Below are 24191 nucleotides of genomic sequence, written 5' to 3'. Positions count from 1 at the left end.
AGCATCTTTTTAATACCAAATACGATCAAGTTTACTTTAAAAAACCATCCAGATAAGTTAATATCGTGTTCGTCTGCTGCATTAAGCTGACATGCCCCTGCGCAGGAACAATGGCTAAATGTGACTTTGGCATCGGCCCCAAATCAGCAGATACGCCACCTCCCAATAATTGATACGTTTTCATTAACTCCACTTTGTCCAAGCCATCATTGTCGCCTGATATAAGCAATACCGGCGATGTAATTTTCGCAATATTGGCGTCACCCACATCAAAGGGGACCCCAGCAAAAGCAATCATTTGTTCAATGAACTTTGTCCATTTTGTTTTGTCAGGTGCTACTGCATCATATGCCGCTTTTATGGGAGTATTGTTAAAAAATTCAGGCTTAAACCCTTTAAACCCATTATTTATAACTGGCAGCCAGCCATTAGTTTTGTAGGTAGAAGAAATGATCACTAATTTTCTTACCCGTTTAGGGCTTTTTACTGCCAACTTATAAGCGATTGACCCACCCATACTATATCCTGCAACATCAGCACTATCAACTTTTAAAAAATTCATTACTCCTTCCACATCATTTGCCAGGGTAGCAATGTCTAATTTTCTTTCTGAAAATGGTGTGTGCCCATGCCCCTGCAATTCTATAGCAATTACTTTTCTTGTTTTTGACAATTCAGGTATTAATTGCCCCCAGTTCATTTCAATGGTATAGAATGCACCATGTAGCAAAACGAGGGGCTTACCCTCACCATACACCTCATAGTAAACTTTAATACCATTAACAGGCGCATAGCCACTGTCTGCAGGTTTAAGCTGTTGGCCATTTGACCTAAGCACTGTAAAAAATAGAATAGCGGTTAATAGAACCGGTTTGAGGATGTTAAATCCTTTAACTGCTTTTTTCATATTGTGTTGTTTAAATTGTTTTGATTTTATTGACAATACAAAGAACGAAGGAGTACGATGATTATATGCTGTGTGAAAACGACATTTTAAGGGCAAATTAAGACAAATATTACTACAGCGCGTATTAAAAAGCAATCTACCATCAGTTCCTCAAACTCGGCTCGAACCGATGTTAATACTTGAGAAAATTTGTAAATCTGGTATTAAGCGGTTCGACTTTAATCCTGCTCCCGCTACGAAAGTTAAAAGCCTCAGGTCTAAATATTTGAGGCTTTTTGTTTTGTGTTGGATTTTGCAGGCGGTGCAGTGGTAACACCGGCGACATGCCTAATGCTCAAACATCGCTGCGCTTTTAGGCGTTACTTTTCCTACCCTTTTATCCTTGCGCGAAACAAGTTCGCAGAGCTGTATGGCCGCGCTCTCAAAATCGTCGTGGCTGTCGCTGAGCAGTAGCCAGGCCGTATCAAAGGCCTCGTCCAATACAAAGTCAGTGATTGCGGGTATCTCTGCTTTCAGACTGGCGTGATCTTCCCGTTTAGTAGAGATCCAAATACCATTGTGCTGCGGGTTCTTGCCGGTCTTCCGGAAGATCAATATGATCTTTTTATCGAAATAGATATAAAACATGCCAATAGCCGGTTTGACGATCACGCCGGCAGGTAAATAATCCAGCAGGAAATCAAATGGCATCGGCTTTTTCATAACTCAGGAATAAATGTTATTTTTCAATGAGTGCAATATAGCTTACCTGCATGAAAAATAAACGGCTTTTCATGCAGTTTGGCAGACTGATCGCGTGTTAAATCCTGTCGCAATACACCCCCAAAAATGTCCCGGACACCCCTGCCCCAGCAGCAAAAAACCATTTAATTTTGAGATAATTAAATAATATACTATCAAAACAATTAACGCTTACGAGTTTTAACTATATCAACATCAAAATCATTTACCTATGTTACCAATCAAACCACATCTCTGGTTCGACCAGGATGCAAAACAAGCAGCTGAATTCTACGCATCATTCATGCCTGATTCAGCCATCAATTATGCCAATCACTTCTCAATGCCCGGTGATGAATGTGAAATAGTAGAATTTACTATTGCCGGACAGTCGTTTTTCGGCATCAGTTCCGGACACAAGCTTGGCATCAATCCGTCTATTTCCTTTATGATCCATTTCGACCCCTCGCGCGATCCGGAAGCGGCCCAACATATCGACGAAATTTGGAATAAGCTAATCGAAAATGGGAAAGTGTTGATGCCTCTGGACAGCTATCCTTTCAGCGAGCGTTACGGCTGGGTAGCCGACAAATACGGTGTATCCTGGCAGCTGATCCTGACCAACCCAACCAGTGAGGAAAGGCCTGTGATCGTTCCGTCGCTGTTATTTACCGAACCGATGGCAGGTAAAGCCAATGAAGCCATCGATTTTTACACCTCGGTATTTAAAGACGGCAAGCGCGGCACCACCGCCCCGCGCCCGGAGGATATGGGGCCGGATAAAGCAGGTACACTCATGTACGCTGACTATTATCTTGATCAAACCTGGCTGGCCGCTATGGACAGCGCGCATCAGCATGGTTTCGGGTTTAACGACGCGGTGTCGCTATTGATCCCATGTGAAACCCAGGAAGAGATCGACTACTACTGGTCGGCGCTTGCAGCTGATGGCGAACCCGGGCAATGCGGCTGGCTGAAGGACAAGTACGGTGTATCCTGGCAGGTGGCCTCCACCGTTATGTTAGATGCGCTCAGGAACGGCAGCCCTGAACAGATTGCGCGCGTTACGCAAGTTTTTATGACAATGAAGAAAGTTGACATCGAAACCCTGCAGCAGGCCTATAATGGTAAGTGATCAATTAATTCTGGTTATCTTGATCTATGAACATTCCTGATTCATCAGTGGGTGCCTGGTCAGCAATTTGCCTGGTTAAGTGTCTGAAAAGACAAAGTCGATAAAACTTCCAAATCTTTAGCAATGGTTCGGGTTTAATCTGAGTGGCGCTACAAGTTAAAAGCCTCAAGTCGAAAGATTTGAGGCTTTTTGTTTTTAAACGGTGCAATTTGCGGTGCAAGTCTTAGCTAAATGGCACGTTCAACTTTTTTTTCTGGTAGCACGCTACCAGATGCTTCAGATTATGTTAAGCGTAAACAACGCTTAATGAAATTGGCACATTCAATGCTTTGGAGATAATGCAATGCGCCTTTGCGCCTTCAGCGATTTCAGTAAAAGTTGCTTCATCTACACCTTCAATAACACTGGCCTGTAAATCCAAATGAATACCTGTAATGCTTAACGCCTGCATATCAAGATCAACTGTTGCTGTAGTAAAAATGTCGCCTGCAGTGATGTTGTGATGAGCTAATGTTGCGCTAAGGGCCATCGAAAAGCAACCTGCATGTGCGGCGGCGATCAGTTCTTCTGGATTGGTGCCGATGCCATCGGCAAAGCGGGTTTTAAATGAATATTGTATTTGATTAAGTACAGTGCTTTGTGTGCTAATTTCTCCTGTGCCTTCTTGTAAAGTACCGTTCCAATGTGCTTTTGCTATACGTTTCATGATTTTTTGATTTATGATGTAAAATTTATTGTTTGATGTTTAACGATTTATTATTTGCTTTCAGCGATAAGAATCGCAGCCAGTTTGTCTGGCATAGAAATGAATGGTGTATGGCTGCTTTGCAGGGTGTATACTTTAGCCACGTTACCTGCTTTTACCATATACTGTTGTGCAGGATAGCTGATCGCGTGGTCATTAACTGTATGGATATAGACTTTTTTAATGCTGCCGAAATTTTTCTCAGTCAGATGAACTGGTGTGGCAAGGGGAGCCAACGGCTCCGGTTTAATATTGGCTGCAATATAGTCCTGAACCTGCTGAGGAGCATCGGCAGCAAAGATATCGGCGGCTCCTTCTTTAGCAATTATTGCTGCACCATGTTCCTTATCGATTGTAAGGTACTTGCCTATATGAGAAGCCGGATCGCCTTTTGCAAGTCCTAAAAGGCTGTCGCCGTCATGCGGCAACGCTGCTGCAAGGAAGATCAGTTCTTTAACCTGGGCGGGAACTTCCTCAGCAACTTGACTGATCACCAGTCCGGCAAAACTATGGCCTACTAAAACTACATTTTTACGGTCGCCGATTGCTGCTTTTACCTGGTCAACATAAGTTTGAAAGGTGATACCGGCAAATGAGGTGGTATCTTTTCCGTGACCTGCAAGGTTAACATTGATCACCTCTTCGCCCTGGGCTTTTAGCAAAGGGGTTACTGCATCCCAGGAAGAAGCATCTGACCAGGCTCCGTGAACAAGTACAATTGTTTTAGAATTTTTGTTGTTTGCTTTTTGGGCTTGAGCGGTAAAACCTAATACACTCATTGCCATCATTATTATTGCTGTTTTCATGTTTGTTTAATGCCTAATTGTTTAGGACATGACAAACATCGGGCTATGCCGCTGCAATAAGTTTAACCCAGGTTAAAATCGAAAATCCTCTGAAAAAAAACTTTTTTTAGAGGATTTCAGCAATTCAGAAACCTGATGGCAGAATAACGGGTGTTACCTTCCAACCATTCTTTTACGAATCCGGCTCAGTGATGGCCCCTTGATACCCAGATAAGAGGCGATGTGATAAAGTGGTACCGAATTAAAAATATTCGGATGTTTTTCCATCATTTCCCGGTACCGATCCTCCGGCGTTTTAAACAAGAATCCTTCCGTATTAACCATAACCTCATGAAAAGCCGTTTCGGCAACTATCCTTCCAAACCGTTCCCACTGGTGTGATTGCGCATAAAGTTCATTCAGGTGATCGATATGTATATATAATATAAGCGAATCAACCATCGCTTCAGTATAGTAATCGCAGGCTGTCTGGGCTAAAAAACTTTTATAGGATGCTACAAATTGGTGGTCAGTAAAAAACAGCATATTTTTTTCTTCACCCGTATCATTATTTACCCGATAGATTCTAAACACGCCGGTGATAACAAACCCGAGGTGCTTACAAACATTTTTATACTCGTTATAAAACTCGCCTTTTTTATATTGTTTTAATTTCCAGTGAGGTAATGATAATTCAAATGCTTCCGGTTTCATACCGGCAGATCCTAAAATCGTTCGTAATAAATCTATTTCTGTTTTGTTCTCTAACATGTTATAAAAATATAAAATTTAATAATATCACACACGAAGACGCGCGATAGTCAATAGCTATCATTATTACTGATTAATTATTGTACTGGTTGCTTTATAGGACAGCTTGTTTTGGCGGCTTTAAACTGTTTTTCGATTTTAACCTGGGTTAAACTTATCCAGAGCGCATAATCGGATGTTTGTCATGTCCTAAACAATTAGGCATCTCAAATCATGAAAAAATATATATTAATCTTACTTTCTGTAGCTACTGCTACTATTATGTTTTCATCTTGTTCAAAAAAGAATGATGAAGTGAAACCGGTTGCTAAAAATTATATACTGGTACACGGTGCATGGCAGGCTCCTTATGTATGGGACGCGGTAAAAACCAAACTTATCAATGAAGGCAACAATGTGACCGTTGTAGAACTTCCGGGCCACGGCAGCGATAATACTGTTCCTTCAACCTTAACCTTAAACACTTACAGAGACAAAGTGCTTGATGCTATGTCAAAGATAAACGGCAAAGTTATCCTGGTAGGCCATAGCTTAGGCGGTATGATCATTTCTGCTGTTGCCGAGCAAAATCCTTCAAAAATTGAAAAACTTGTCTATCTCGCAGCCTATCTGCCATCTTCCGGCCAATCCTTACTTGCTCTTGCTGGTACCGATGCCGGCTCAGCACTTGGTGACTCAGTTAATAAAGTTCCCATACTTACGCAAAATGCTAACGGAACCCTTGATGTGCTACACGACCAGATTGTGAACATCTTTATCCAGGATGGTTCTGCTCAGATTCAAAATCTTGTTTTACAAAATTACCGTCCTGAACCAGCAATTCCATTTACGAATCCGGTGACATTGACCGCTGCCAATTTCGGTTCTGTTGAGAAGGTTTACATCAAAACCTTGCAGGATCACGTGGTATCGCCAGCCTTGCAAAACCGCATGATTGCTACAGCCGGCGTAAAAACAGTTTATCAACTAAATACCAGCCATTCCGCATTCTTGGCCAAACCAGATTCAGTGGCAATATTGTTAACTAAAATAGGACAATAATTCAACCGGAAATCTTTCGATACAAATAAAGCCGTCTCATAAGTTAATATGAGCGGCTTTTTATTTGATAGGATTTTTAGTTCGCTGAAGTGGTTGGATATTATGGAATTTGCTTGAAAATCAGCTAAAAAGTTAGATTTTAGCTTGTGGCCACCATAATTACTAACCGATCACTTTTTGTATTTATTGTCTTTCCATTTGTTGGTTAATAATTGACTATCGACAATAAGTTCATTTAATCGTTTTATTCTTGTGGCCTCTTGCTTTGCACTCATTACCCAATTGGCCGAAATTTTTCGGTAAGATGGTGCAAGGGATTGAAAATAATCCCAGGCTATTTTATTTGCTTTAAATTGTTTTTCAAAATCAGAGGAAAGATTTACTTCGGCAATTTCGTGAGCATAAATCCGGGATTTATTTTCTGTGCGTTTTTCAAAACTTGCAAGCCCCGGTGGTTGCATTAATCCTTGCTGCATTAATTCTTCTACCTTTTTAATGTTAATTGCACTCCATATACTTGTTGGTTTTCGTTGGGTAAAGCGAATTTGATAACTGTTTTTATCAATAGATGTACGAACACCGTCTATCCAACCAAAACAAAGGGCTTCGTCAACAGATTGCGACCAGGTTATACTCGGCTTTCCGCTATCAACCTTATAAAAGCCAACCAACAACTCGGATTCTTTTTGGTGATTTTTCTCCAACCACTTTCTAAAATCAGATTGCTTTGCAAAAAATGTTGGTGTCATTTCTAATGATTATTTGCTATTATTTAAAACATAAACCCGTTATCTGTAGCGGTCGGTTGCTGCTATAGAGCGTGTCCCGTTTCAGCTCCGTTTACTTAAATTTATAGCTCTTTCAATTCGTGGCCGATTATATCGTTGAAGGAAAATTGGATAAAGGTTTAATAAGACATTTAATATTAGTAACCACAAAGATTTAAGAGCTCCAAATTTGAATGCTACGAAAACGTTAAACCCTAAGACTATAATCAAAATAATTACATGACCCAGTTCAGATTTTTTTGTTTGATAACRCAAATTCATCAAAGCTTTGGTGTTTTTTTCTATTGGGGCAGATTTTTTATTCAGTCTTTCCCAACCAATCCAAACCAATAATTTTCTGAAAAAATTTATTCCAAGAGGTTCGTATATTTTTCCTCTCCGTTCCCATCCCTTTTCATCATAGTAAGAAGAAGTAAGTTGGCTTTTTAGTGCTTCAGTAAAAGCAAGCACACAAAGCATCAACAGGAAGTTAAGAGCCCACGCGAATGAAAAACCATCCATTCTAATGTAATGAACCAAGGCATAAATTGCGCCAATTGTAAATATTGTGATTAAAATTAAAAATAAGGTTTTTCTCATTGATTACTTTCATTGGTGTTTTAGGATGCTCACAATATTTGGGGCTTTGCGGGTTTTTCAGTTTACTTACATCATTTAATTAAAGTACTAACTTAATAAAAATTACAAGCACTGCCCAATGCCTGTTACCCGAACAACGCTCGAATAATTTGAAAATCATGCACAAAGCGATTCGAATTCAGGCCTGTTCCCGCTACCTTTTCAAGTCAAAAGTCTTTAGACACACGACTAAAGGCTTTTTTTGTATCTTTCAAAATGCAGCATCAAGAATTTGAACCTCCTGAAGAGCTACGGGATACCATAAAGTGCTTTTGGTATAACAGAAGAGAATCGGGAGAACTACAATCGAGTTTTGAAGTACAACCAGATGGCTACGCTGAAATTATTTTTCATTTCGGAGGCGGCTGCAGCATTTCTTACAATGGAGAATTGCAGCCATTGCCATCGCCGTTTATGATGGGGCTGCTCAATCAGCCTGTTGTTTTTTACACGAAAAACCGTTTAGAGATCATTGGTATCAGGTGCTTTCCCTGGACCGTGTTCGATTTGCTCGGACTGCCGGCGGGTAAAGACGGAGTGCGCATATTTGAGCATCCTATCGCCCAGCTTCAATCCACGTTGAATAAGTGGATTCATGCTGGTTGGATAGATGAAGCGCTGGCCGAGATAAAACAGTATTTCCTGAATGCACGGTCGCGAATTGCTACCAGCAGCATGCTATTCAAAGCGGGGGTTGCTATGACGGAAACAAACGGCACCATGCCGGTAAGCCAGGTAGCGGCGGCGGCACATGCAACGGTTCGTACACTGGAAAGGAATTTTAAGCAATCTTCTGGCTATACTATTAAAGACGTGTCTGGTCTGATGCGTTTTGAACAGGTACGAAACCAATTATGGCTTTATCCGGATTCCAATCTTGCTGGTTTAGCTCATGAGCTGGGCTATACGGATCAATCCCATCTAAGCAGGGAATTCAAACGCTACAGCGGCACTACACCGGCGGCATTCGCGCGAAAAGCAAAAAAAGGGAAACAGGCTGTAAGCAACGATTTTGTCGCGTTTATACAAGCCTAACGCGGGAGCATTCCGGAATTTTGTGTTTCAATCATTCAATATGAAAGCTACACTTGAAACAAATAAATCCGCACAAAATCATACTATTTACGATGTAATAATTTCCGGCGCAGGACCTGTAGGTCTATTCCTCGCCTGTGAACTGGCCCTGGCCAAATGTTCAGTCCTGATACTGGAAAAGGCAATGGATCCGCACTCGCCATTGAAGCAACTTCCTTTCGGGATCCGGGGACTCTCGGCACCCACTATTGAAGCACTTTACCGCCGTGGGCAGTTAGAAGAATTGGAGATACATAAACGCGTTAAAAATCCCCACTCAAATGCCGTACAAGGGCCCCGTCGTCAGGCAGGACACTTTGCCGGCATTCCATTTCATGACGGCGATATTGATACCTCGCAGTGGACGTATCGCCTGCCAGGCTCGACCGACACCAGTTTAATTTCTGAAATGCAGGAACTTGAATCTGTGCTGGCCCGCCGCGCAGAAACCCTGGGGGTAATAATCAAGCGCGGGCTTGCTATAACTGATTTTCATCAAACAGCAGACGGGGTAACTGTCCAGTCTGGCGACCAATCTTTTAAAGGTAAATGGCTTGTGGGTTGCGATGGAAGCCGGAGCATTGTTCGCAAGGCGGGCGGTTTTGAATTCGCTGGTACCGAGCCGGAATTTACCGGTTACACTACCCAGGTTAACATTGCCGATCCGGAGAAACTCAGCCCAGGCCGAAACATGACACCAACAGGCATGTACATGCAATCTCAGCCGGGTTATGTATTAATACAGGATTTTGATGGCGGTGCATTTCATAGTTCAGAAAAGCCAATTACGCTTGAACATGTGGAGGCGGTGCTGCGCCGTATCTCGAACACCGACGTCACGATCAGCGCCCTTCATATTGCAACCACCTGGACTGACCGGGCACGGCAGGCCACAACCTACCGCAACGGACGGATACTTTTAGCCGGCGATGCCGCGCACATTCATTCGCCACTGGGAGGCCAGGGACTTAACCTTGGACTGGGCGATGCCATGAACCTCGGCTGGAAGCTCGCCGCAACCATCCGGGAGAAAGCGCCGGAAGGCTTGTTGGACAGTTATTATACAGAACGGCACCCAATTGGGGCACAGGTACTGGATTGGTCACGCGCTCAGGTTGCGATTATGATGCCGAGCCCACAGGCCCGCGCGCTGAATGCAATTGTCCGCGACTTTATAAATACACGCGATGGGGCCACTTATATTGCAGGAAGGGTGTGGGGCATTTTCACATACTACAATCTCGGTAGCGGACACCCTCTGGTAGGCCACAGCGTTCCCAACTTTGAGTTGGAAGACGGCACAAAGATTGGCGAGCTAATGCACGATAGCCAGGGGATACTGCTTGATTTTGATAAGAATGCTTCACTTAAAACTTTGGCGAGTGAATATGGTGACCAAATAAGGTATGTTTCGGGCCGGGCGAAAGAGCAATTAGGTTTGAGCGCCGTACTGATACGCCCTGATGGGATTATCGCCTGGGCTTCTGACAACGATCCTGATTGCATCGAACTCCAAAAGGCAGCCGCTCGTTGGTTTGTTTGTAATTCAGGGATTGAGCATTAAAAAAGCTAAGGGTAAGCGTAACGCTGCTTTTAATGTCTTCAAACCGGCTCAAATCGGTTCATCCGGAGTCCTGCTCCCGCTACCTCGACAGTTAAAAGCCTTCAAGTCGAAAGATTTGCGGCTTTTTTATTTTTGAATAAAAAGAGCAGAAAATTTTTTCCTATTTTACGGCATGCATTTTCCTATTGGTTTTCAGATCCTATTTTTGGCTTTGTTATCATTTTTTAAACCGGAGAAATCTGATTTAATGATCACTGCTAAGCATCACAAAATCAGTAAAACGCTAAAAACACATAAACACTCCCACGCACATTACAGATCGGCAAGCATGGATTCCGCCATTTCAACCGGATGTACAACTCCTGATGAATTGGTGACTTTTGCCAAATCGCTCAAAGGTATAAGGTACCGGTTTGGCTCGACCAATCCCGAAAAAGGCTTTGATTGTTCGGGGTTTGTTAATTACGTATTTCATCATTTTGGGATCGGCATACCCCGGAGCTCGGTGGATTTTGCGTCGGCTTTCGGTCGTGTTGACCTGAGCGAAGCCCGGTCAGGCGATCTGATTTTGTTCACCGGAACAAAGAAATCCAAAAGAGCAGGACATATAGGTATAGTGATTTCAGAACCTGGCGAGCCGGTTATGTTTATACATTCTACGTCGGGTGCTGCCAACGGCGTTACCGAAACACCTCTGAACGATTATTACATGGGACGGTATATAAAAACTATCCGGTTATTTACAGACAATAGCCCTGTTGATAATATTGATTCGAAAGCGGATTCGCTGAGTACGGAAGGATCGGTTCATAGCTCGTCGGGTTCATAGCCCCAAGATTGTGGGTTCGGGCCCTGCTCCTGCTTGGCTCGTTGTAAAATTCTACAATTTATTATTTTCAGTCTCATTGTCGAATCCGGGGGACTTTTCTATTTAGCCAAGTTTTTTTCGCAGCCATTTACGAACCGGCTCATCGTACCATTTCAAAGTGATATACGCCAGGAAAATTGCACCGATCAAAATAGCAAACGCATAAGGCCAGGCCTGTACGATGGTTACGCCTTTGTGATTACTGATCCATGCCACATAAAAATAAACAAGCGGATAATGCACCAGGTAAAGAGGATAGGATATATCGCCGAGAAACCTGCATATTCTGCTCTCTGTTTGGGTATGAACCTCACCGCTGGCGCCAAGGTAAACGATAAGTGGAAAAACGATAATGATGCAAACGGACTCGTATATCCCATTCATCCAAAGATGGTCAGCGCCGCCGATGCGCGGCATATACAATACCATCGCTATTAAAACGCTGCACCATAAAAATGCATGCCTGATGCGGGCGGGTTTAGCAATACGCGAAAGCAACAGGCCGGCAAAGAAAGGGTATATCGTGCGGGTAATGCCCACGCGCACCTGTTCCGCGTTAAATGTCCAGCCGCCGCTGACATCCCCATTGGTGATCGCCAGGTGCGCAAGTGCTACAGCTGCAACGCATACTAATACCGACAATGTAGTTTTTGAAAATTTTCTTATCCAAACCGCATAAAGAATGTTGGCGATGTATTCAAAGAATAAAGACCATCCTACGCTGTTAAGGGGATGCATTTCCTGCCAGCCGCGTATATCCAGAGACAGCGGTACCGGCAAGATTGTGTAACCGATCAGCAAAACCAGCAGCATTTTCCAAAATGGTACGGTATGGATAAGCGGCCAAAGCGTCGAATCTGTGAAGTAAAAGCCTATAGCACCCAATGTCATGCCCAGGATCACCAGCGGCTGAAGGCGCTCGATACGGCGTTTAAAGAAACTGCCGATTGTCATTTTATGCCAACGGTTGTCATAAGCATAGCCGATAACAAAACCTGATAGCAGGAAAAAGAAATCGACAGCCAGGTACCCGTGATTAACTATGATATCCAGATGACCGCTCCCCAGCGGTTCAGTCAGGTGAAAGGTAACGACGATGATGGCTGCAACACCGCGTAAACCATCAAGTATCGGGTAATGTGGCTTGGTGATCAGTTTATTATTGTCCATGTATAGGATTAGAGTTGTTGAGTTGGTCGGTATTTGACCAGATGCGAAAGTTGGTGTTGTGGGTGATCAGCGGGTAAGCAGGTGCTTTTCTTTCCTGTGCACGGTGCCAGTCAGACCAATGACTTAAGTCGGTTAGATTGGTTCATGGATAATATATAATTATATGTTTTGTTCAGATCATAAAAATAAGTGAAAGTATTACCGGGATATCTTCGTATTGTGTCAAAGTTCACACATATCGTCTCATTTTCGCATCTGTCTTCAATAGATCTCCAATTAAATTTCACTAAGTGGTCGCTAAAGTTCTGATAAAGTCAATCAGGCGGTTTGGGATTAATCTGATTGGGCCTACTAAATGAAGCCCCTCAAATCGGAAGATTTGAGGGGCTTTTTGCTTATATTCGATAGTTGGAGGCTATCGGCATATTCGTCCGAAATTAAAAAGCAAAATCATGAGAAAACTAATTGCAGCAATCAATATGACACTTGACGGGTTTTGTGACCACACGGCAATGATTGCAGATGATGAAATACATCAACATTATAATGAGCTATTAAGTAATGCAAGCACCCTTATATACGGAAGGATAACCTATCAACTTATGGAAAGTTATTGGCCATCTGTTGTAAAAAAACCTACTGGTAACAAACCAACGGATGAATTTGCAGTATTGATAGACAATATTTCAAAGATTGTTTTTTCGCGCACGCTGAAAAATGTTGATTGGAAAAATACAAAATTGAAAAAGGAAGTCATTAAAGAAGACATTTTAGAACTCAAGCAACAAGCGGGTAAAAACATTTTAGTTGGCAGTCCAGGTTTAATAGTTGCCTTAATGCAACTTGACTTAATTGATGAATACCAGCTTAGCGTTCAGCCAACTGTTTTAGGAAGCGGCTTACCATTATTTAAAAACGGGAAGGATAGGGTTGATCTTAAACTCTTAAAAACAAAAACATTTGGTTGTGGTGCAGTAACGCTTTACTATGAGCCCACAAAAAGATGAGTGCATAGTTAAAATGGAATGTTTTCTAATCCGCCTAATCCAGCCAGGGCATAGAATTAAGCGTTAACCGGAATTGGCTTTGCTGTAACTTTCTTCCAGATAGAAAATCCCCCATAAGTGAACATCAAGCCAATACACAGGTATACCCAGATGGAAATATTGCGACCGGCGATCACCAGGTAAAGATAGGGCAGGCTAAAACTAACACATGCCAATAGTAACGGAATAAGGATCGTTTTTTTTGATCTTAAATTTTTCAGCACCCAGCCAAGAAACGAAAAAAAACAAAGTTTACTAACTATATAAAGACTACCGAGAAGTAAAGGATCAACTTCGTGTTTTTCGCCTAAGCCAATAACCCAGTCTTTAAATATGGTAATATAATCCGTCATTATTGCAAGGTATGAATAAGTATGCATAGTGTTTAATTTAAATGAATTATGCAATCTGTCACACTATTTTTCAAGCATTGTTAATTTTTTTATCGCCACTTCTACCTTATCACCAGCTTTAATTTTGGCAGGAGTTGTAAGTGATACTATAATTGATCCTTCCTTATCCAATTTGCCATGTGTTGCTACAATAAACTTACCTGGGTTGTTAGCGGGGTAAAGACTAAAGCTATTCAGCAAGATTTTTTCATGATTGGGGTATTGATAATACACATAAAATATCAGCGGGTAATTTTGCGGGTTATGTACTTTTACAACTTCAACCTGCACAAACTGGTATGTATGCTGTAACAACATAGCCTGACCAACACCCTGTACAAGATCTCTTTTTTGCAGGTTTAAATGATACAAACTATCCATGGCCGCTACAATGGTATCACCCGGATATTGTTTAGGCATTTTGCCGTTACAGTATCCGGGTAAAGTTAAACAGGCAATACCTATAATACAGATATATATTTTAGAGGTTATCATCACAAATCCTTATACGCTCAAAAACCATGGATATTATTGCTCCTTGGTATTTATAATTATCGGGCTAACAATCAGATCAACAGTATCCAGCAATAATTCGGTGGCGGGGTTTTCAAATTTGCCTAAAAAGGGTACCGCAACCAGTTGTATCGAGAGAGGGTTTTTGTCGGTCAGTTGCTGGTTCTTTTTTAATTTTTGAAGGGTAGGCGTAATATTTACCAGGAATTTAGGTACATGATGATGTGCCGCCATATCCATGTGCCTATTATTTTCGGGCATAGGCGAACCAAAGAACGCGAAACTGCCCGCATAATGTATGTTATCAACAGGGGTATTGGCATTAGCATCGGGCAGGTTTATAAATACCCGCACAAAGAAATCGCTTTCGGCAGGTAGCTGCGCATAGTTTACACGCACAAATACATGATCTTTTGCTGCATCATTATTTATAATGCCGGCAAAATCACCGGCATTTGCTCTTGGTTGGGCAGTAAACGGCTTTGCAATGCTTATTGCTGTTTTGCTGGCAATGGATATCCTGTTTTTTATATCAAATTTAATATTAGCACCTTTTTTGATCCTGTCCTCCAGCTTGTTAAAATCTGCTTTTGTTTTTACGATCTTTTGCGCTACTGGTGAGCCAATATCGCTATGCTCATATTGATAACTCAGCAATGGCATTATAGTGGTTATGCCTGCAGTAATTGAACTTACAGTATTGCCATCGCCATCAACAAAATAGTTCCAGGCGGTGTTGTTCCAGGCCGGGTCGCTTGTATTATTATTGCCCAGGTCAATATTCCATTTAGCCCAGCAATAGTCAATCATGCAGTGATGGGTCCAGAAGACAGGGTCCATTGCTGAACCAAAGCCACCCATGGTACCGCCTACATAGGTGTGCACCGTATTGTGCGGCGTGCCTTCTATTTGCTGCCAGAAGGTGTAAAAATTAGTATCAGTAAAAATGGGATCAAGCTCGGCAGTTGAAACCGCGGACACACCCGCCACCGTAGTATTTACCCTGGAAAGGTAAAGCACGCTCGAGGTATCTAAAAAAGCGGGGTTCAGGGCTGGGTTTTGGTTCCAGTTCCAGTAAGGCAAACCAAAATGGGTATTCCCTGTTAGTTTCTGACAAATTTTTTCGAAGTAAAATAAATAAGCCCTGTGCCATGAAAAGAAGTGTTCTGTACCATGCTGACAAAGGTTAAAGCCCACCCCGGCTGTGCCATGTATGGCGGCCTGCTTGGCCCAGTTCCTGGGATCATTGGCAGGCAATGCTTTCATGAGTGTTACCGCTTGCCTGTAGGTAGCAATATCGGCATCTACCTCCGGCGAACCTACACGTAACCTGCGCCTGGTAGGTCGGTTGCGTATGGCTTCGGCAATTTGTTCGCAGCCGCCAAAGGTTCCAAGTATCAGGCCGGCACTAACAAGTCCTATGCCTTTAACAAATATACGCCGGTTCATGTTGGGTATCAGAAATTCCATAACAGCAGTTTTAAAAGGTTAAAAAACAAGGTGGTTATCTAAGGGATAGATAATATTGAGGTTTATAATTATCGAATATAGAGCATGTTAACTTTATTTATATGCGTAAAAACACGCATACTACTGCGTGAAAACACTTTATTTTTGTTATTTACGCCAAAGCCTTAAATATATATTGATTCTGATGCAACGAATTGGATAAAGCCGCTGTCTTCTATACAAATCCAATTCAAACCACATGAAAACATACCTTTTATTATTTTTCCTGGCCTGCAGAACGGTTGTAGTTATGGCACAGGATAATGAAGATAAAACACCGTATCTTACAAAATCATTGTCAGGTAATGCTATCAATAGCGTTGTTGTAAACACATCAGCCGGTGGGATCTTAGTTAGCGGGCGAACCGGTGAGGCCTCAAGGGTGGAGGTTTATATTAAAGGGAATAATGGCCGGGAGCTTTCAAAAGAAGAGATCAAAAAACGCCTGGATGAAGATTATGACCTGAGCGTTTCTGTTGTTGGTCATGAAGTACGTGCTACGGCTAAAAATAAGCGCAATAATTTTGATTGGAAAAGATCTATCAGTATATCATTCAAAATATATGTTCCGTCGCAAACATCTACCGATCTGAAAACCAGCGGAGGCGGTATCCGTCTGGATAATTTAAAAGGAAATGAAAACTTTACTACCAGTGGTGGCGGCTTACAAATTGACAGGCTTAGCGGAACGATCCATGGCGTAACATCGGGTGGTGGCATCCAGGTTTCTAACTCCAGCGACAACATTGACCTGGAAACCAGTGGTGGTGGCATTATAGCGAAAAGCTGTTCGGGCAAGATCAAACTGGAAACCAGTGGTGGCGGATTGCAGCTTGAAAGCCTAAAAGGAAACATAAATGCGAGCACCAGCGGTGGCGGTGTGCAAGGCAATAATATAACAGGCGAACTGATCACCAGCACTTCTGGCGGAGGGATTGATCTTAAACAGATGGATTGCAGTTTGGACGCATCAACCAGTGCCGGCAGCCTGAGTGTGCAAATGAAACAGGTTGGTAAATATTTGAAATTAGAGGCCAGTTCCGGAAATATCAACATTGAATTACCATTAAAACAGGGGCTTGATCTTGATATAAGGGGCGACAGGATAAACCAGCACCCCGAAAGAATAAGCGGTTTTAGCGGTCAATGGGAAAAAGACCACATAAAAGGAAGTGTAAACGGCGGCGGTATTCCGGTAAACGCCGATGCCTCCAGCGGAAATGTAAGTGTTAGATTTAACTGATCATTATAAATTAACAATAAGCCTCAGGTCGAAAAGATCTGAGGCTTTTTTGTTTTTTACAGTTTGGATTTGGCTGTATACGGACCAAATATGCTTTTTACGGGTATAGAGGGTTGGCTGTCATCAAGAATAATAATATAGTATTCTTTTCCGCCGGGTAATACACGCACAACAATATGGCCTTGCAGACTTCTGTAGGCTTGTTGAACCAAGCCCCCTATCACCAGCTCATTAGCTTCCATCATGTTGGTGGCAAACAGGTCGCGTTTGGCCTTGTACAGATAGGGAGAAGTAGCTCTGATCAATACTTCATGTCCGGGATGGTCGGCTGTCCATACCTGCTCTATCCATACGCCGGGCTGCAGGGTTTTAATCAGGTTTTCATTCATAGCGTCGCGGTTACCATGATGATCCATGGTAGCTACATCAACCGCCCCCACGGCTTTTGCAACGGGTGTTTCCACATCGCGCCAGGCGGGGTCGCCCAGAAAAACATTCCCCGGACTATCGCCGCCGTTATAATAAGCAAAGGCGCCGTAATGGATCACCAGCACATTGCTGAGCGCGTTTTCATCGGGCCAGGTTTTATTGTTGAGCGAATCGACCGGTGGGAAATGCTGTACTACCGAACTGTCCTTGCCGGTCCATATCCATCCGTTTGATTTTACATTCTGCACATAAAAACCAGGGTAATTACTGGCATGGTGCTGCAACCTGATCTGTGAATTGGAACCGGCTTTAAAAAACTGTGCCTGCATCCCTTTCTTTGATTCCGCATTAATAAAAGCCAGGTAATTGTTCCAGGTAGCTTTATAATGCGTATCCTGTGGCAAACGGTTTACAATGGTTGATAGGTTTACCGGGTAATGGTAATCGCGTTGCAACAGGTAATGTATGGGCAGTAAGCCGCCTACACCTGTAATGCCGGTTAATGCATATTGCTTGTCGGCAGATAATGGCGCATCCGGGTAATAGCTGCCGAAATGGTCATCATGAAAATGGGTGATGAGTGCATAATCAAGCTTTGTTTTTTCTTTTTGCGGCGCTACCTGCTTAATGTACTGCACAATCCATTCATAAGGGTGCTTGCTATCATCCGGGCGGATGGGGGTATTGCGTTTTGACGTGGTTCGTGCATTGGTAGGGTCAAGTTCGCCGGCATCCAGCACCATGGTGGTTCCATCCGGAAAAATAAAGAAAGCAGCGTTGCCACGGCCCGTATTAATGTGGTGCAGATCAAGATAGCCTTCTTTCCATTCGGGCAGTGGTTTGCCAATGGTTGCTACCTGTGCGCTGCCGCCAAGCGCGGCCAGTAATAGGCAGCATAAAATCATTTTTTTCATAGTGCGGATCAATAAAAAGAGGGATTATTTATTTTAGCTAATATCTGTTATCTCTATGATCTTATCACCCGAAAATTTAAATGTTGATTTTCCATTAATGTTAAGTTTATCTCCCCGCTTTAACCCGTTGAATAAATCGATTATTGATGACGCTTTCTCTTTGTTTCATGATTAGTGAAAGTGTGTTATTAAAGCTTATCTATCTTCTTTTGAATCGCCTGCTTGTCGGCTTGGGTTTTAGCAAGGGAAAATGCCGTTTTAAAATTTGAAATGGCTTTTTCATTGTCGATACCGGTATAAAGTTCGCCCAATAGCATAAAGTAGAAGTGATTGCCTGTCAAATTTAATTTTTCGGCCTCGGCAATTGCTTCCTGTTTGGTGTTTGCTTTTGAAAGCGCATAGGTCCTGTTGAGTGCGGCAATAGGCGAATACGCTATTTGCAGCAATCGGTTATAAAACTGCAGTATATTTTCCCACTTTTCTTTGGTATCGGCTTTTTGGGTATTCCAGTACGCGATGCCGGCTTCCAGATGATATTTTGAAAGCTTATTGCCGCTTGCTGCACAATGCAAAAAGTATGCTCCTTTATTGATCAGGTTAATGTTCCAGAGGCTTGTATCCTGATCTTCATATAAAATAAGCTCACCGTTTTTATCTGTCCTGGCTTCAAACCGGGAGACATGAAAACACATCAGCGCAAGCAGGGCGTTTACCCGGGGCTTATTGGTGGCTTTGTTTTCAACCAGCATAGTGCAAAGCCGCATGGCTTCCAGACAAAGATCTTTACGAACTGTTTTATTTTGACTTACAGAGTAATACCCCTCATTGAACAGCAAATAAATGGTTGTTAACACAGGGGTTAACCGTTCATCGATTTCAGATTTATTGGGAAGTTCGATTTTAATTTTCTCCTCCCGGAGTTTTTCTTTTGCGCGGAATAACCGCTTGTTAATGGTTTCTTTATTGGTCAAAAACGCATCGGCAATTTCTTCAATACCAAAACCGCATAGGATCCGGAGCGATAATCCGATCTGTGCTTCGGCCGAAATGATAGGGTGGCAAACTGCAAACATCATTTGCAACTGACTGTCATTAATATTTTGAGGCGACAGGTCAATTTCTGCCTCCTGAAATTCAGAAGAAGTATTCTTTATTTCGGGAGCAACTTTACTTTCAAATACAGAGCCACGCTGTAAATGATTTTTCGCCTTGTTTTTGGCAACATTGTAAAGCCATGCTGTTGGGTTTTGCGGAATGCCTTTTACACCCCAGGCTTGTGTTGCGGTCATAAAAGTATCGCTGGCAATATCTTCGGCAATTTCCATTTGATCAAACCCAAAGCGCCGGCACAATACCGAAACTATTTTGCGGTACTCTGTTCTGAACAAATGAGGTATTAATTCGCCAGTTTCCATAAATAAAATACTCCTGCATAGTGTGTTAACAGATTTTGAAAACACTAACCATATCATATGCTCCGTTAGGAGGTACCTGTTTGTAGCATATAAATGGCCAGGTTATCCTATGCCTCTTAGAGGCTACCCATCCACTTTTGGGTTGCACCTACGGATCAAACTTATATTTGCTTAATGGACTGCAAATAGGTAGCTCCTAACGGAGCTTATAAATTGGTATTACACATAGAGATAAATATACGGCGCTCTTTTTATTATACTAGTCGTTATTGTGAACCCCTGTAATTTTTCTTATTTCCACCGTATTGCCTCCACCCTGCAACATTGGGCAGTCTTTTGCAAGGCTAACTGCTTCGTCAAAATCTTTTGCTTTTATCACAATGAAACCTGCAATGGTCTCTTTAATCTCGGCATAAGGGCCATCTGTTATTACATTATTGGGTTTTAAAACTTTGCCCTCGGTTGATAAACCTGTGCCCCCGCTAAATTTGTTTTGGGCGGCAATACCACCCACCCAGTCATGATACTGTTTCATGTAGCCTTGCAGTTGTTCAGGAGATGGGCTCTCCATTGTTTTGTCCATGTGGAACAATAATACAAACTCGTCCATTTTATTTTGGTTTAATTGCCTGCTAAAGGCTGTCTGGTTATTAAATATATGAATTATACACCAATTACTTTTATTATACCGGCTGGTAAGAAAGCAGCACAGCCCCGCTCTTAAATATTCTTGTATCGGTTAGTTTCAGGTTGAGTTGGTGTCCAATACTTTTAAATATGGGCGTACCATCCCCAAGGGCAACCGGGTCAATCATAAACTGATAGGCATCTATGAGACCCTGTTCGGCCAGTTGGGTTATAATACTTCCGCTACCCAGCACGGTCATGTCTTTCCCTGTTTGCTGTTTCATTTTCTTTATTTCTTCCAGCATATCGGTATTTACCAGTCGGGTATTGTTCCATTCGGCCTTTTTCAGCGTTCTTGAAAAAACAATTTTGTCGGCCTTATTCATTCCTTCGGCCATTGCCGGTGCGCTTTTCAGCGCGTTTGGTGTTGGCCAGAAACCAGCCATCATCTCATAGGTCACACGTCCGAAAAGAAGTGTGCTATCAGATTGAATACCTTCCATCGCATATTCACTTTCTTCATCCTCGGGGTTATGCGCGTTATGCTGATGCCAGCTGATATCCCCATTTGGTCCTTTATAGTAACCATTCAGGGTCACGAAATTAAAAACTGTTACTTTTCTCATGTCAAATGATATTAATGGTTTATTGAATTTATGAACTATACCGCCATATCAAGTGAGGTCACAGGAATTGGACATCATCGGGAAAATATTTAAAAATATAACGCTATACCAAGCTGTTAAATTTTAAACCACACATTATAAGCAGGTTAAATATTATAATATTTAAAGGTTAAACCAACTAATATTATAGTAGTCATATCCGCAATTATTATCTAAATATTAACCTTAAAAACAATTTTATGTACAAAAAACTCCTGTTGGTATTATTATCAATTATTACAATTCAAGCGGCTAAAGCACAAACAGAAAAAGGCAATCAAAACCTCGGATTAAGTTTTGGTGTATCAACTACAAACACCAATGCAAGAGCATTTAATAACGCTACCAATTCTTTAGGCGATAATATGAAGATCAAACTAACCACATACTCTATAGTCCCGGAGTATAATTATTTTATAGCCGATAAACTTGATATTGGCGTAGGATTGGGCTACAGCTATAACAGGTCGAAATCTTATTCGGGAGAGGCAGCAAATAATGACCAAATCTATAAGGGTTTCTTTAGTACTATATCGTTAAGGAAATATTTTTTGTTTGATAATAAGATAGGTATTCGTACCGGACCATATTTAAGCTATGGAAAATCAAAACAATCTTATGAAGACAGTAACAATCAGTACATTTCCAGCGTCAATTCCGATATTTACGGTGGAGGCTTGGGTTTGGATTTTGTTTATTATCCGGCAAAAAATATAGGACTTGCCGCCGGTTTAGGAAAACTAACCTATTTTCATCAAAAAGACACAGGCTCCAGTGTGGGCACATCCAATACTTTTAACTTAAGTTTTGTTGATAATTTGGCGCTGTCTGTTTACTACGTATTTGGCAAGTAACACCTAAAAGCAATATTGCAGAAAAGCCCTAATCGGAAGATTTAGGGCTTTCTTGTTTTTTAGCACATAAAAGGCATATAATATTGTTAAAAAAAACAAGCCAAAACGACAATAAAATATATTTAACATATTGATATATAGAATCTTAATAAAAAAATTATTTATATTTTACATAAATAAATAGGAGGCTGATAAAAGGATTATAAAATTTGCTGTAACCAATAGACCCAGCCAATACTAATCCCATAAAAATTATGCGTAAAACTTTACTCGTTGCAGTACTAATACTTCATGGTGTGTTTTTTTTACAGGCACAGGAAATATCATCGCCCGACAAAAATCTGACACTCAAATTTGAGCTTAAAGACAATGGCGTGCCCACCTATCAGCTCAATTACAAACAAAGGGAAGTTATCAAATCAAGCAAGCTGGGTTTGGAAACTAAGGATGTCCCCTCTTTTTTGGATGGTTTTACGGTAACCAAATCTGAGCAAAATACTTTTGATGAGTCCTGGAACCCGGTTTGGGGCGAGCAGAAAACCATCCGTAACAACTACAATGAACTGGTTGTTACTTTAACTCAAAAAGCAGTTCAGGACAGGTTTATACGCATCCGTTTCCGTTTATTTAATGATGGTTTGGGTTTCAGGTATGAGTTCCCTTCACAAAAAAACCTGAACTATTTCATCATCAAAGAAGAGCATACCCAATTCGCTTTAACCGGTGATCACAAAGCATTTTGGCTGCCCGGCGATTTTGACACACAGGAGTACAGCACGGTTACATCAAACCTGTCAGAAATACGCGGCAAAATGAAAGCAGCGGTTACACCTAATGTATCGCAAACAACATTTTCGCCAACGGGAGTACAAACGCCCCTGATGCTGAAAAGCAAGGATGGCCTGTACATTAATATTCATGAAGCCGCGCTGGTTGATTACTCGTGCATGTCATTGAACCTCGACGACAAAAATTTTGTGTTAGAGTCATTCCTTACTCCCGATGCTATTGGCGATAAAGGTTATATGCAGGCACCTACACAATCGCCATGGCGCACCATTGTTGTAAGTGATAAGGCGGCTGATATATTAGCATCCAAACTGATATTGAACCTGAACGAGCCAACCAAATACAAGGATGTATCATGGATAAAACCCGTTAAATACATTGGGGTATGGTGGGAAATGATCACCGGAAAAAGCACCTGGGCCTATACCGATCTTGAAAACGTTCAGCTTGGCGTAACCGATTATTCAAAAACCACTCCTAACGGAAAGCATGCCGCCAATACCAAACATGTGAAGGAATATATTGATTTTGCCGCGAAAAATGGCTTTGATGCCGTATTGGTTGAAGGCTGGAACCAGGGCTGGGAAGATTGGTTTGGTAAAACCAAAGATTATGTATTTGATTTTGTAACCCCATACCCTGATTTTGATGTAAAGGAACTGCATCGTTACGCTGCCGAAAAAGGGGTAAAGATCATTATGCACCATGAAACATCGGGCTCGGTACGTAATTATGAACGCCATTTGGATACTGCCTATAAATTCATGGTCGAGAATGGGTATAACGCTGTAAAAAGCGGCTATGTAGGGCAAATCATCCCACGCGGTGAGCATCATTATGGCCAATGGCTGGTAAACCATTACCTGTACACCATTACCGAAGCTGCCAAGTATAAAATTATGGTTAACGCGCATGAGGCCATCAGGCCAACAGGCTTAAGCCGTACCTATCCCAACCTCATTGGTAATGAAGCGGCCCGCGGAACGGAGTATGAGGCCTTTGGCGGTAACAATCCCGATCATACTACTATCCTGCCGTTTACCAGGCTGATGGGGGGACCAATGGATTATACACCGGGTATATTTGAAACCCATGTAAGCGCGTATAACCCCGAAAATAAATCATTTGTACACACTACGCTGGTGCATCAGCTGGCCCTGTATGTTACGATGTACAGTCCGCTGCAAATGGCTGCCGACCTGCCCGAAACCTATAATAAATATATGGATGCTTTTCAGTTTATTAAGGATGTAGCTGTTGACTGGGACGAAACCCACATACTGGAAGCCGAGCCCGGCGATTATATCACCATTGCCCGTAAAGCTAAAAATAAAGACGAATGGTACATTGGCAGCATTACTGATGAAAACCCCCGCATAGCCAATATCACTTTTGAGTATCTGCCTAAAGGTAAAACCTATGAAGCAACCATTTATGCTGATGGTAAAGATGCCAGCTATGATAAAAACCCAAAAAGTTATGCTATCAGAAAGATCAGGGTTACGTCTAAAACCATACTGAAACAAAAAGTTGCCTCGGGTGGTGGCATGGCTATCAGTATAAAATAAATGAATAAAGTGCACTTGAGATAAGTGGTTGATAATATATT

Annotated in this window: 25 protein-coding genes; 9 read left to right on the top strand and 16 right to left on the bottom strand. The window is 42.0% G+C overall.

The window, feature by feature from the left end:
- Positions 1-31: 31 nt before the first annotated feature.
- Both AC1DRQ_RS13830 and AC1DRQ_RS13825 read right to left on the bottom strand, forming a co-directional pair.
- Positions 32-907, bottom strand: coding sequence for an alpha/beta fold hydrolase (locus tag AC1DRQ_RS13830; RefSeq protein ID WP_477425271.1), 876 nt, complete (start codon positions 905-907; stop codon positions 32-34).
- Positions 908-1234: 327 nt separating this feature from the next.
- Positions 1235-1609 (bottom strand): hypothetical protein, encoded by a 375-nt coding sequence (locus tag AC1DRQ_RS13825; RefSeq protein WP_477425269.1) that lies wholly within the window; start codon positions 1607-1609, stop codon positions 1235-1237.
- 250 nt (positions 1610-1859) lie between these two features.
- On the opposite strand from AC1DRQ_RS13825, the gene AC1DRQ_RS13820 reads away from it, so the two are divergent.
- Positions 1860-2762 (top strand): VOC family protein, encoded by a 903-nt coding sequence (locus AC1DRQ_RS13820; protein WP_477425267.1) that lies wholly within the window; start codon positions 1860-1862, stop codon positions 2760-2762.
- Positions 2763-3048: 286 nt separating this feature from the next.
- Here AC1DRQ_RS13820 and AC1DRQ_RS13815 read toward each other — a convergent pair whose 3' ends face one another.
- The 3 genes from AC1DRQ_RS13815 to AC1DRQ_RS13805 all read right to left on the bottom strand — a co-directional run bounded on the left by AC1DRQ_RS13815 (position 3049) and on the right by AC1DRQ_RS13805 (position 5063).
- On the bottom strand, positions 3049-3468 hold the full coding sequence (locus AC1DRQ_RS13815) for an OsmC family protein (protein WP_477425265.1): 420 nt from the start codon (positions 3466-3468) through the stop codon (positions 3049-3051).
- Between the two features lie 50 nt (positions 3469-3518).
- Positions 3519-4313, bottom strand: a complete 795-nt coding sequence (locus tag AC1DRQ_RS13810) for an alpha/beta fold hydrolase (RefSeq protein ID WP_477425262.1) — start codon at positions 4311-4313, stop codon at positions 3519-3521.
- Positions 4314-4466: 153 nt separating this feature from the next.
- A complete protein-coding gene (locus AC1DRQ_RS13805; RefSeq protein WP_477425260.1) occupies positions 4467-5063 on the bottom strand; it encodes a Crp/Fnr family transcriptional regulator in 597 nt (198 codons plus the stop codon).
- 213 nt (positions 5064-5276) lie between these two features.
- Between AC1DRQ_RS13805 and AC1DRQ_RS13800 the strand changes: the two genes are divergently transcribed.
- A complete protein-coding gene (locus AC1DRQ_RS13800) occupies positions 5277-6104 on the top strand; it encodes an alpha/beta fold hydrolase (RefSeq protein WP_477425258.1) in 828 nt (275 codons plus the stop codon).
- Positions 6105-6274: 170 nt separating this feature from the next.
- Here AC1DRQ_RS13800 and AC1DRQ_RS13795 read toward each other — a convergent pair whose 3' ends face one another.
- Together AC1DRQ_RS13795 and AC1DRQ_RS13790 are read right to left on the bottom strand one after the other, a co-directional pair.
- Positions 6275-6853 (bottom strand): YdeI/OmpD-associated family protein, encoded by a 579-nt coding sequence (locus AC1DRQ_RS13795; protein WP_477425256.1) that lies wholly within the window; start codon positions 6851-6853, stop codon positions 6275-6277.
- A gap of 81 nt (positions 6854-6934) precedes the next feature.
- Positions 6935-7471: a glycosyl-4,4'-diaponeurosporenoate acyltransferase CrtO family protein gene (locus AC1DRQ_RS13790; protein ID WP_477425254.1), complete on the bottom strand. Its 537-nt coding sequence runs from the start codon at positions 7469-7471 to the stop codon at positions 6935-6937.
- Between the two features lie 255 nt (positions 7472-7726).
- On the opposite strand from AC1DRQ_RS13790, the gene AC1DRQ_RS13785 reads away from it, so the two are divergent.
- From AC1DRQ_RS13785 to AC1DRQ_RS13775, 3 genes are all read left to right on the top strand, one after another.
- A complete protein-coding gene (locus AC1DRQ_RS13785; RefSeq protein WP_477425252.1) occupies positions 7727-8545 on the top strand; it encodes a helix-turn-helix domain-containing protein in 819 nt (272 codons plus the stop codon).
- Between the two features lie 40 nt (positions 8546-8585).
- Positions 8586-10148, top strand: a complete 1563-nt coding sequence (locus AC1DRQ_RS13780; RefSeq protein WP_477425250.1) for an FAD-dependent monooxygenase — start codon at positions 8586-8588, stop codon at positions 10146-10148.
- Between the two features lie 328 nt (positions 10149-10476).
- Positions 10477-10977, top strand: a complete 501-nt coding sequence (locus AC1DRQ_RS13775; RefSeq protein ID WP_477425248.1) for a C40 family peptidase — start codon at positions 10477-10479, stop codon at positions 10975-10977.
- 102 nt (positions 10978-11079) lie between these two features.
- On the opposite strand, the gene AC1DRQ_RS13770 is transcribed toward AC1DRQ_RS13775, so the two are convergent.
- Positions 11080-12186 carry an acyltransferase family protein gene (locus AC1DRQ_RS13770; RefSeq protein WP_477425246.1) on the bottom strand — a complete coding sequence of 369 codons (1107 nt, stop codon included), beginning with the start codon at positions 12184-12186 and terminating at the stop codon, positions 11080-11082.
- A complete protein-coding gene (locus tag AC1DRQ_RS13765; protein WP_477425279.1) occupies positions 12176-12253 on the bottom strand; it encodes a hypothetical protein in 78 nt (25 codons plus the stop codon). The genes AC1DRQ_RS13770 and AC1DRQ_RS13765 overlap by 11 nt, the downstream gene beginning before the upstream one ends.
- A 385-nt stretch (positions 12254-12638) precedes the next feature.
- Between AC1DRQ_RS13765 and AC1DRQ_RS13760 the strand changes: the two genes are divergently transcribed.
- Complete coding sequence (locus tag AC1DRQ_RS13760) at positions 12639-13193, top strand: dihydrofolate reductase family protein (protein ID WP_477425244.1); 555 nt, start codon at positions 12639-12641, stop codon at positions 13191-13193.
- A gap of 56 nt (positions 13194-13249) precedes the next feature.
- Here AC1DRQ_RS13760 and AC1DRQ_RS13755 read toward each other — a convergent pair whose 3' ends face one another.
- From AC1DRQ_RS13755 to AC1DRQ_RS13745, 3 genes are read right to left on the bottom strand one after another with little or no spacing between them, the layout of a single operon-like run.
- Complete coding sequence (locus AC1DRQ_RS13755; protein ID WP_477425242.1) at positions 13250-13612, bottom strand: hypothetical protein; 363 nt, start codon at positions 13610-13612, stop codon at positions 13250-13252.
- Between the two features lie 36 nt (positions 13613-13648).
- Positions 13649-14119 (bottom strand): hypothetical protein, encoded by a 471-nt coding sequence (locus AC1DRQ_RS13750; RefSeq protein ID WP_477425240.1) that lies wholly within the window; start codon positions 14117-14119, stop codon positions 13649-13651.
- 33 nt (positions 14120-14152) lie between these two features.
- A complete protein-coding gene (locus AC1DRQ_RS13745; RefSeq protein WP_477425238.1) occupies positions 14153-15607 on the bottom strand; it encodes a tyrosinase family protein in 1455 nt (484 codons plus the stop codon).
- Positions 15608-15845: 238 nt separating this feature from the next.
- Between AC1DRQ_RS13745 and AC1DRQ_RS13740 the strand changes: the two genes are divergently transcribed.
- Positions 15846-16889 carry a DUF4097 family beta strand repeat-containing protein gene (locus AC1DRQ_RS13740; RefSeq protein WP_477425236.1) on the top strand — a complete coding sequence of 348 codons (1044 nt, stop codon included), beginning with the start codon at positions 15846-15848 and terminating at the stop codon, positions 16887-16889.
- A 56-nt stretch (positions 16890-16945) separates the two neighbouring features.
- Here AC1DRQ_RS13740 and AC1DRQ_RS13735 read toward each other — a convergent pair whose 3' ends face one another.
- From AC1DRQ_RS13735 to AC1DRQ_RS13720, 4 genes are all read right to left on the bottom strand, one after another.
- Positions 16946-18232 (bottom strand): ComEC/Rec2 family competence protein, encoded by a 1287-nt coding sequence (locus tag AC1DRQ_RS13735; protein WP_477425234.1) that lies wholly within the window; start codon positions 18230-18232, stop codon positions 16946-16948.
- Positions 18233-18420: 188 nt separating this feature from the next.
- Complete coding sequence (locus AC1DRQ_RS13730) at positions 18421-19647, bottom strand: RNA polymerase sigma factor (RefSeq protein WP_477425232.1); 1227 nt, start codon at positions 19645-19647, stop codon at positions 18421-18423.
- A gap of 259 nt (positions 19648-19906) precedes the next feature.
- Entirely contained in the window at positions 19907-20257 is a 351-nt protein-coding gene (locus AC1DRQ_RS13725) for a YciI family protein (RefSeq protein WP_429399175.1), read from the bottom strand.
- A 73-nt stretch (positions 20258-20330) separates the two neighbouring features.
- Entirely contained in the window at positions 20331-20900 is a 570-nt protein-coding gene (locus AC1DRQ_RS13720; RefSeq protein WP_477425229.1) for a dihydrofolate reductase family protein, read from the bottom strand.
- A gap of 239 nt (positions 20901-21139) precedes the next feature.
- On the opposite strand from AC1DRQ_RS13720, the gene AC1DRQ_RS13715 reads away from it, so the two are divergent.
- Both AC1DRQ_RS13715 and AC1DRQ_RS13710 read left to right on the top strand, forming a co-directional pair.
- Positions 21140-21793, top strand: coding sequence for a hypothetical protein (locus tag AC1DRQ_RS13715; RefSeq protein WP_477425227.1), 654 nt, complete (start codon positions 21140-21142; stop codon positions 21791-21793).
- Between the two features lie 254 nt (positions 21794-22047).
- Positions 22048-24150, top strand: coding sequence for a glycoside hydrolase family 97 protein (locus tag AC1DRQ_RS13710; RefSeq protein ID WP_477425225.1), 2103 nt, complete (start codon positions 22048-22050; stop codon positions 24148-24150).
- Positions 24151-24191 lie beyond the last annotated feature (41 nt).

Source organism: Mucilaginibacter sp. P4_E8 (genome assembly GCF_056401495.1).
The sequence above is the reverse complement of the archived record's forward strand: the minus strand, read 5'-3'. Positions and strand labels throughout refer to the sequence as shown.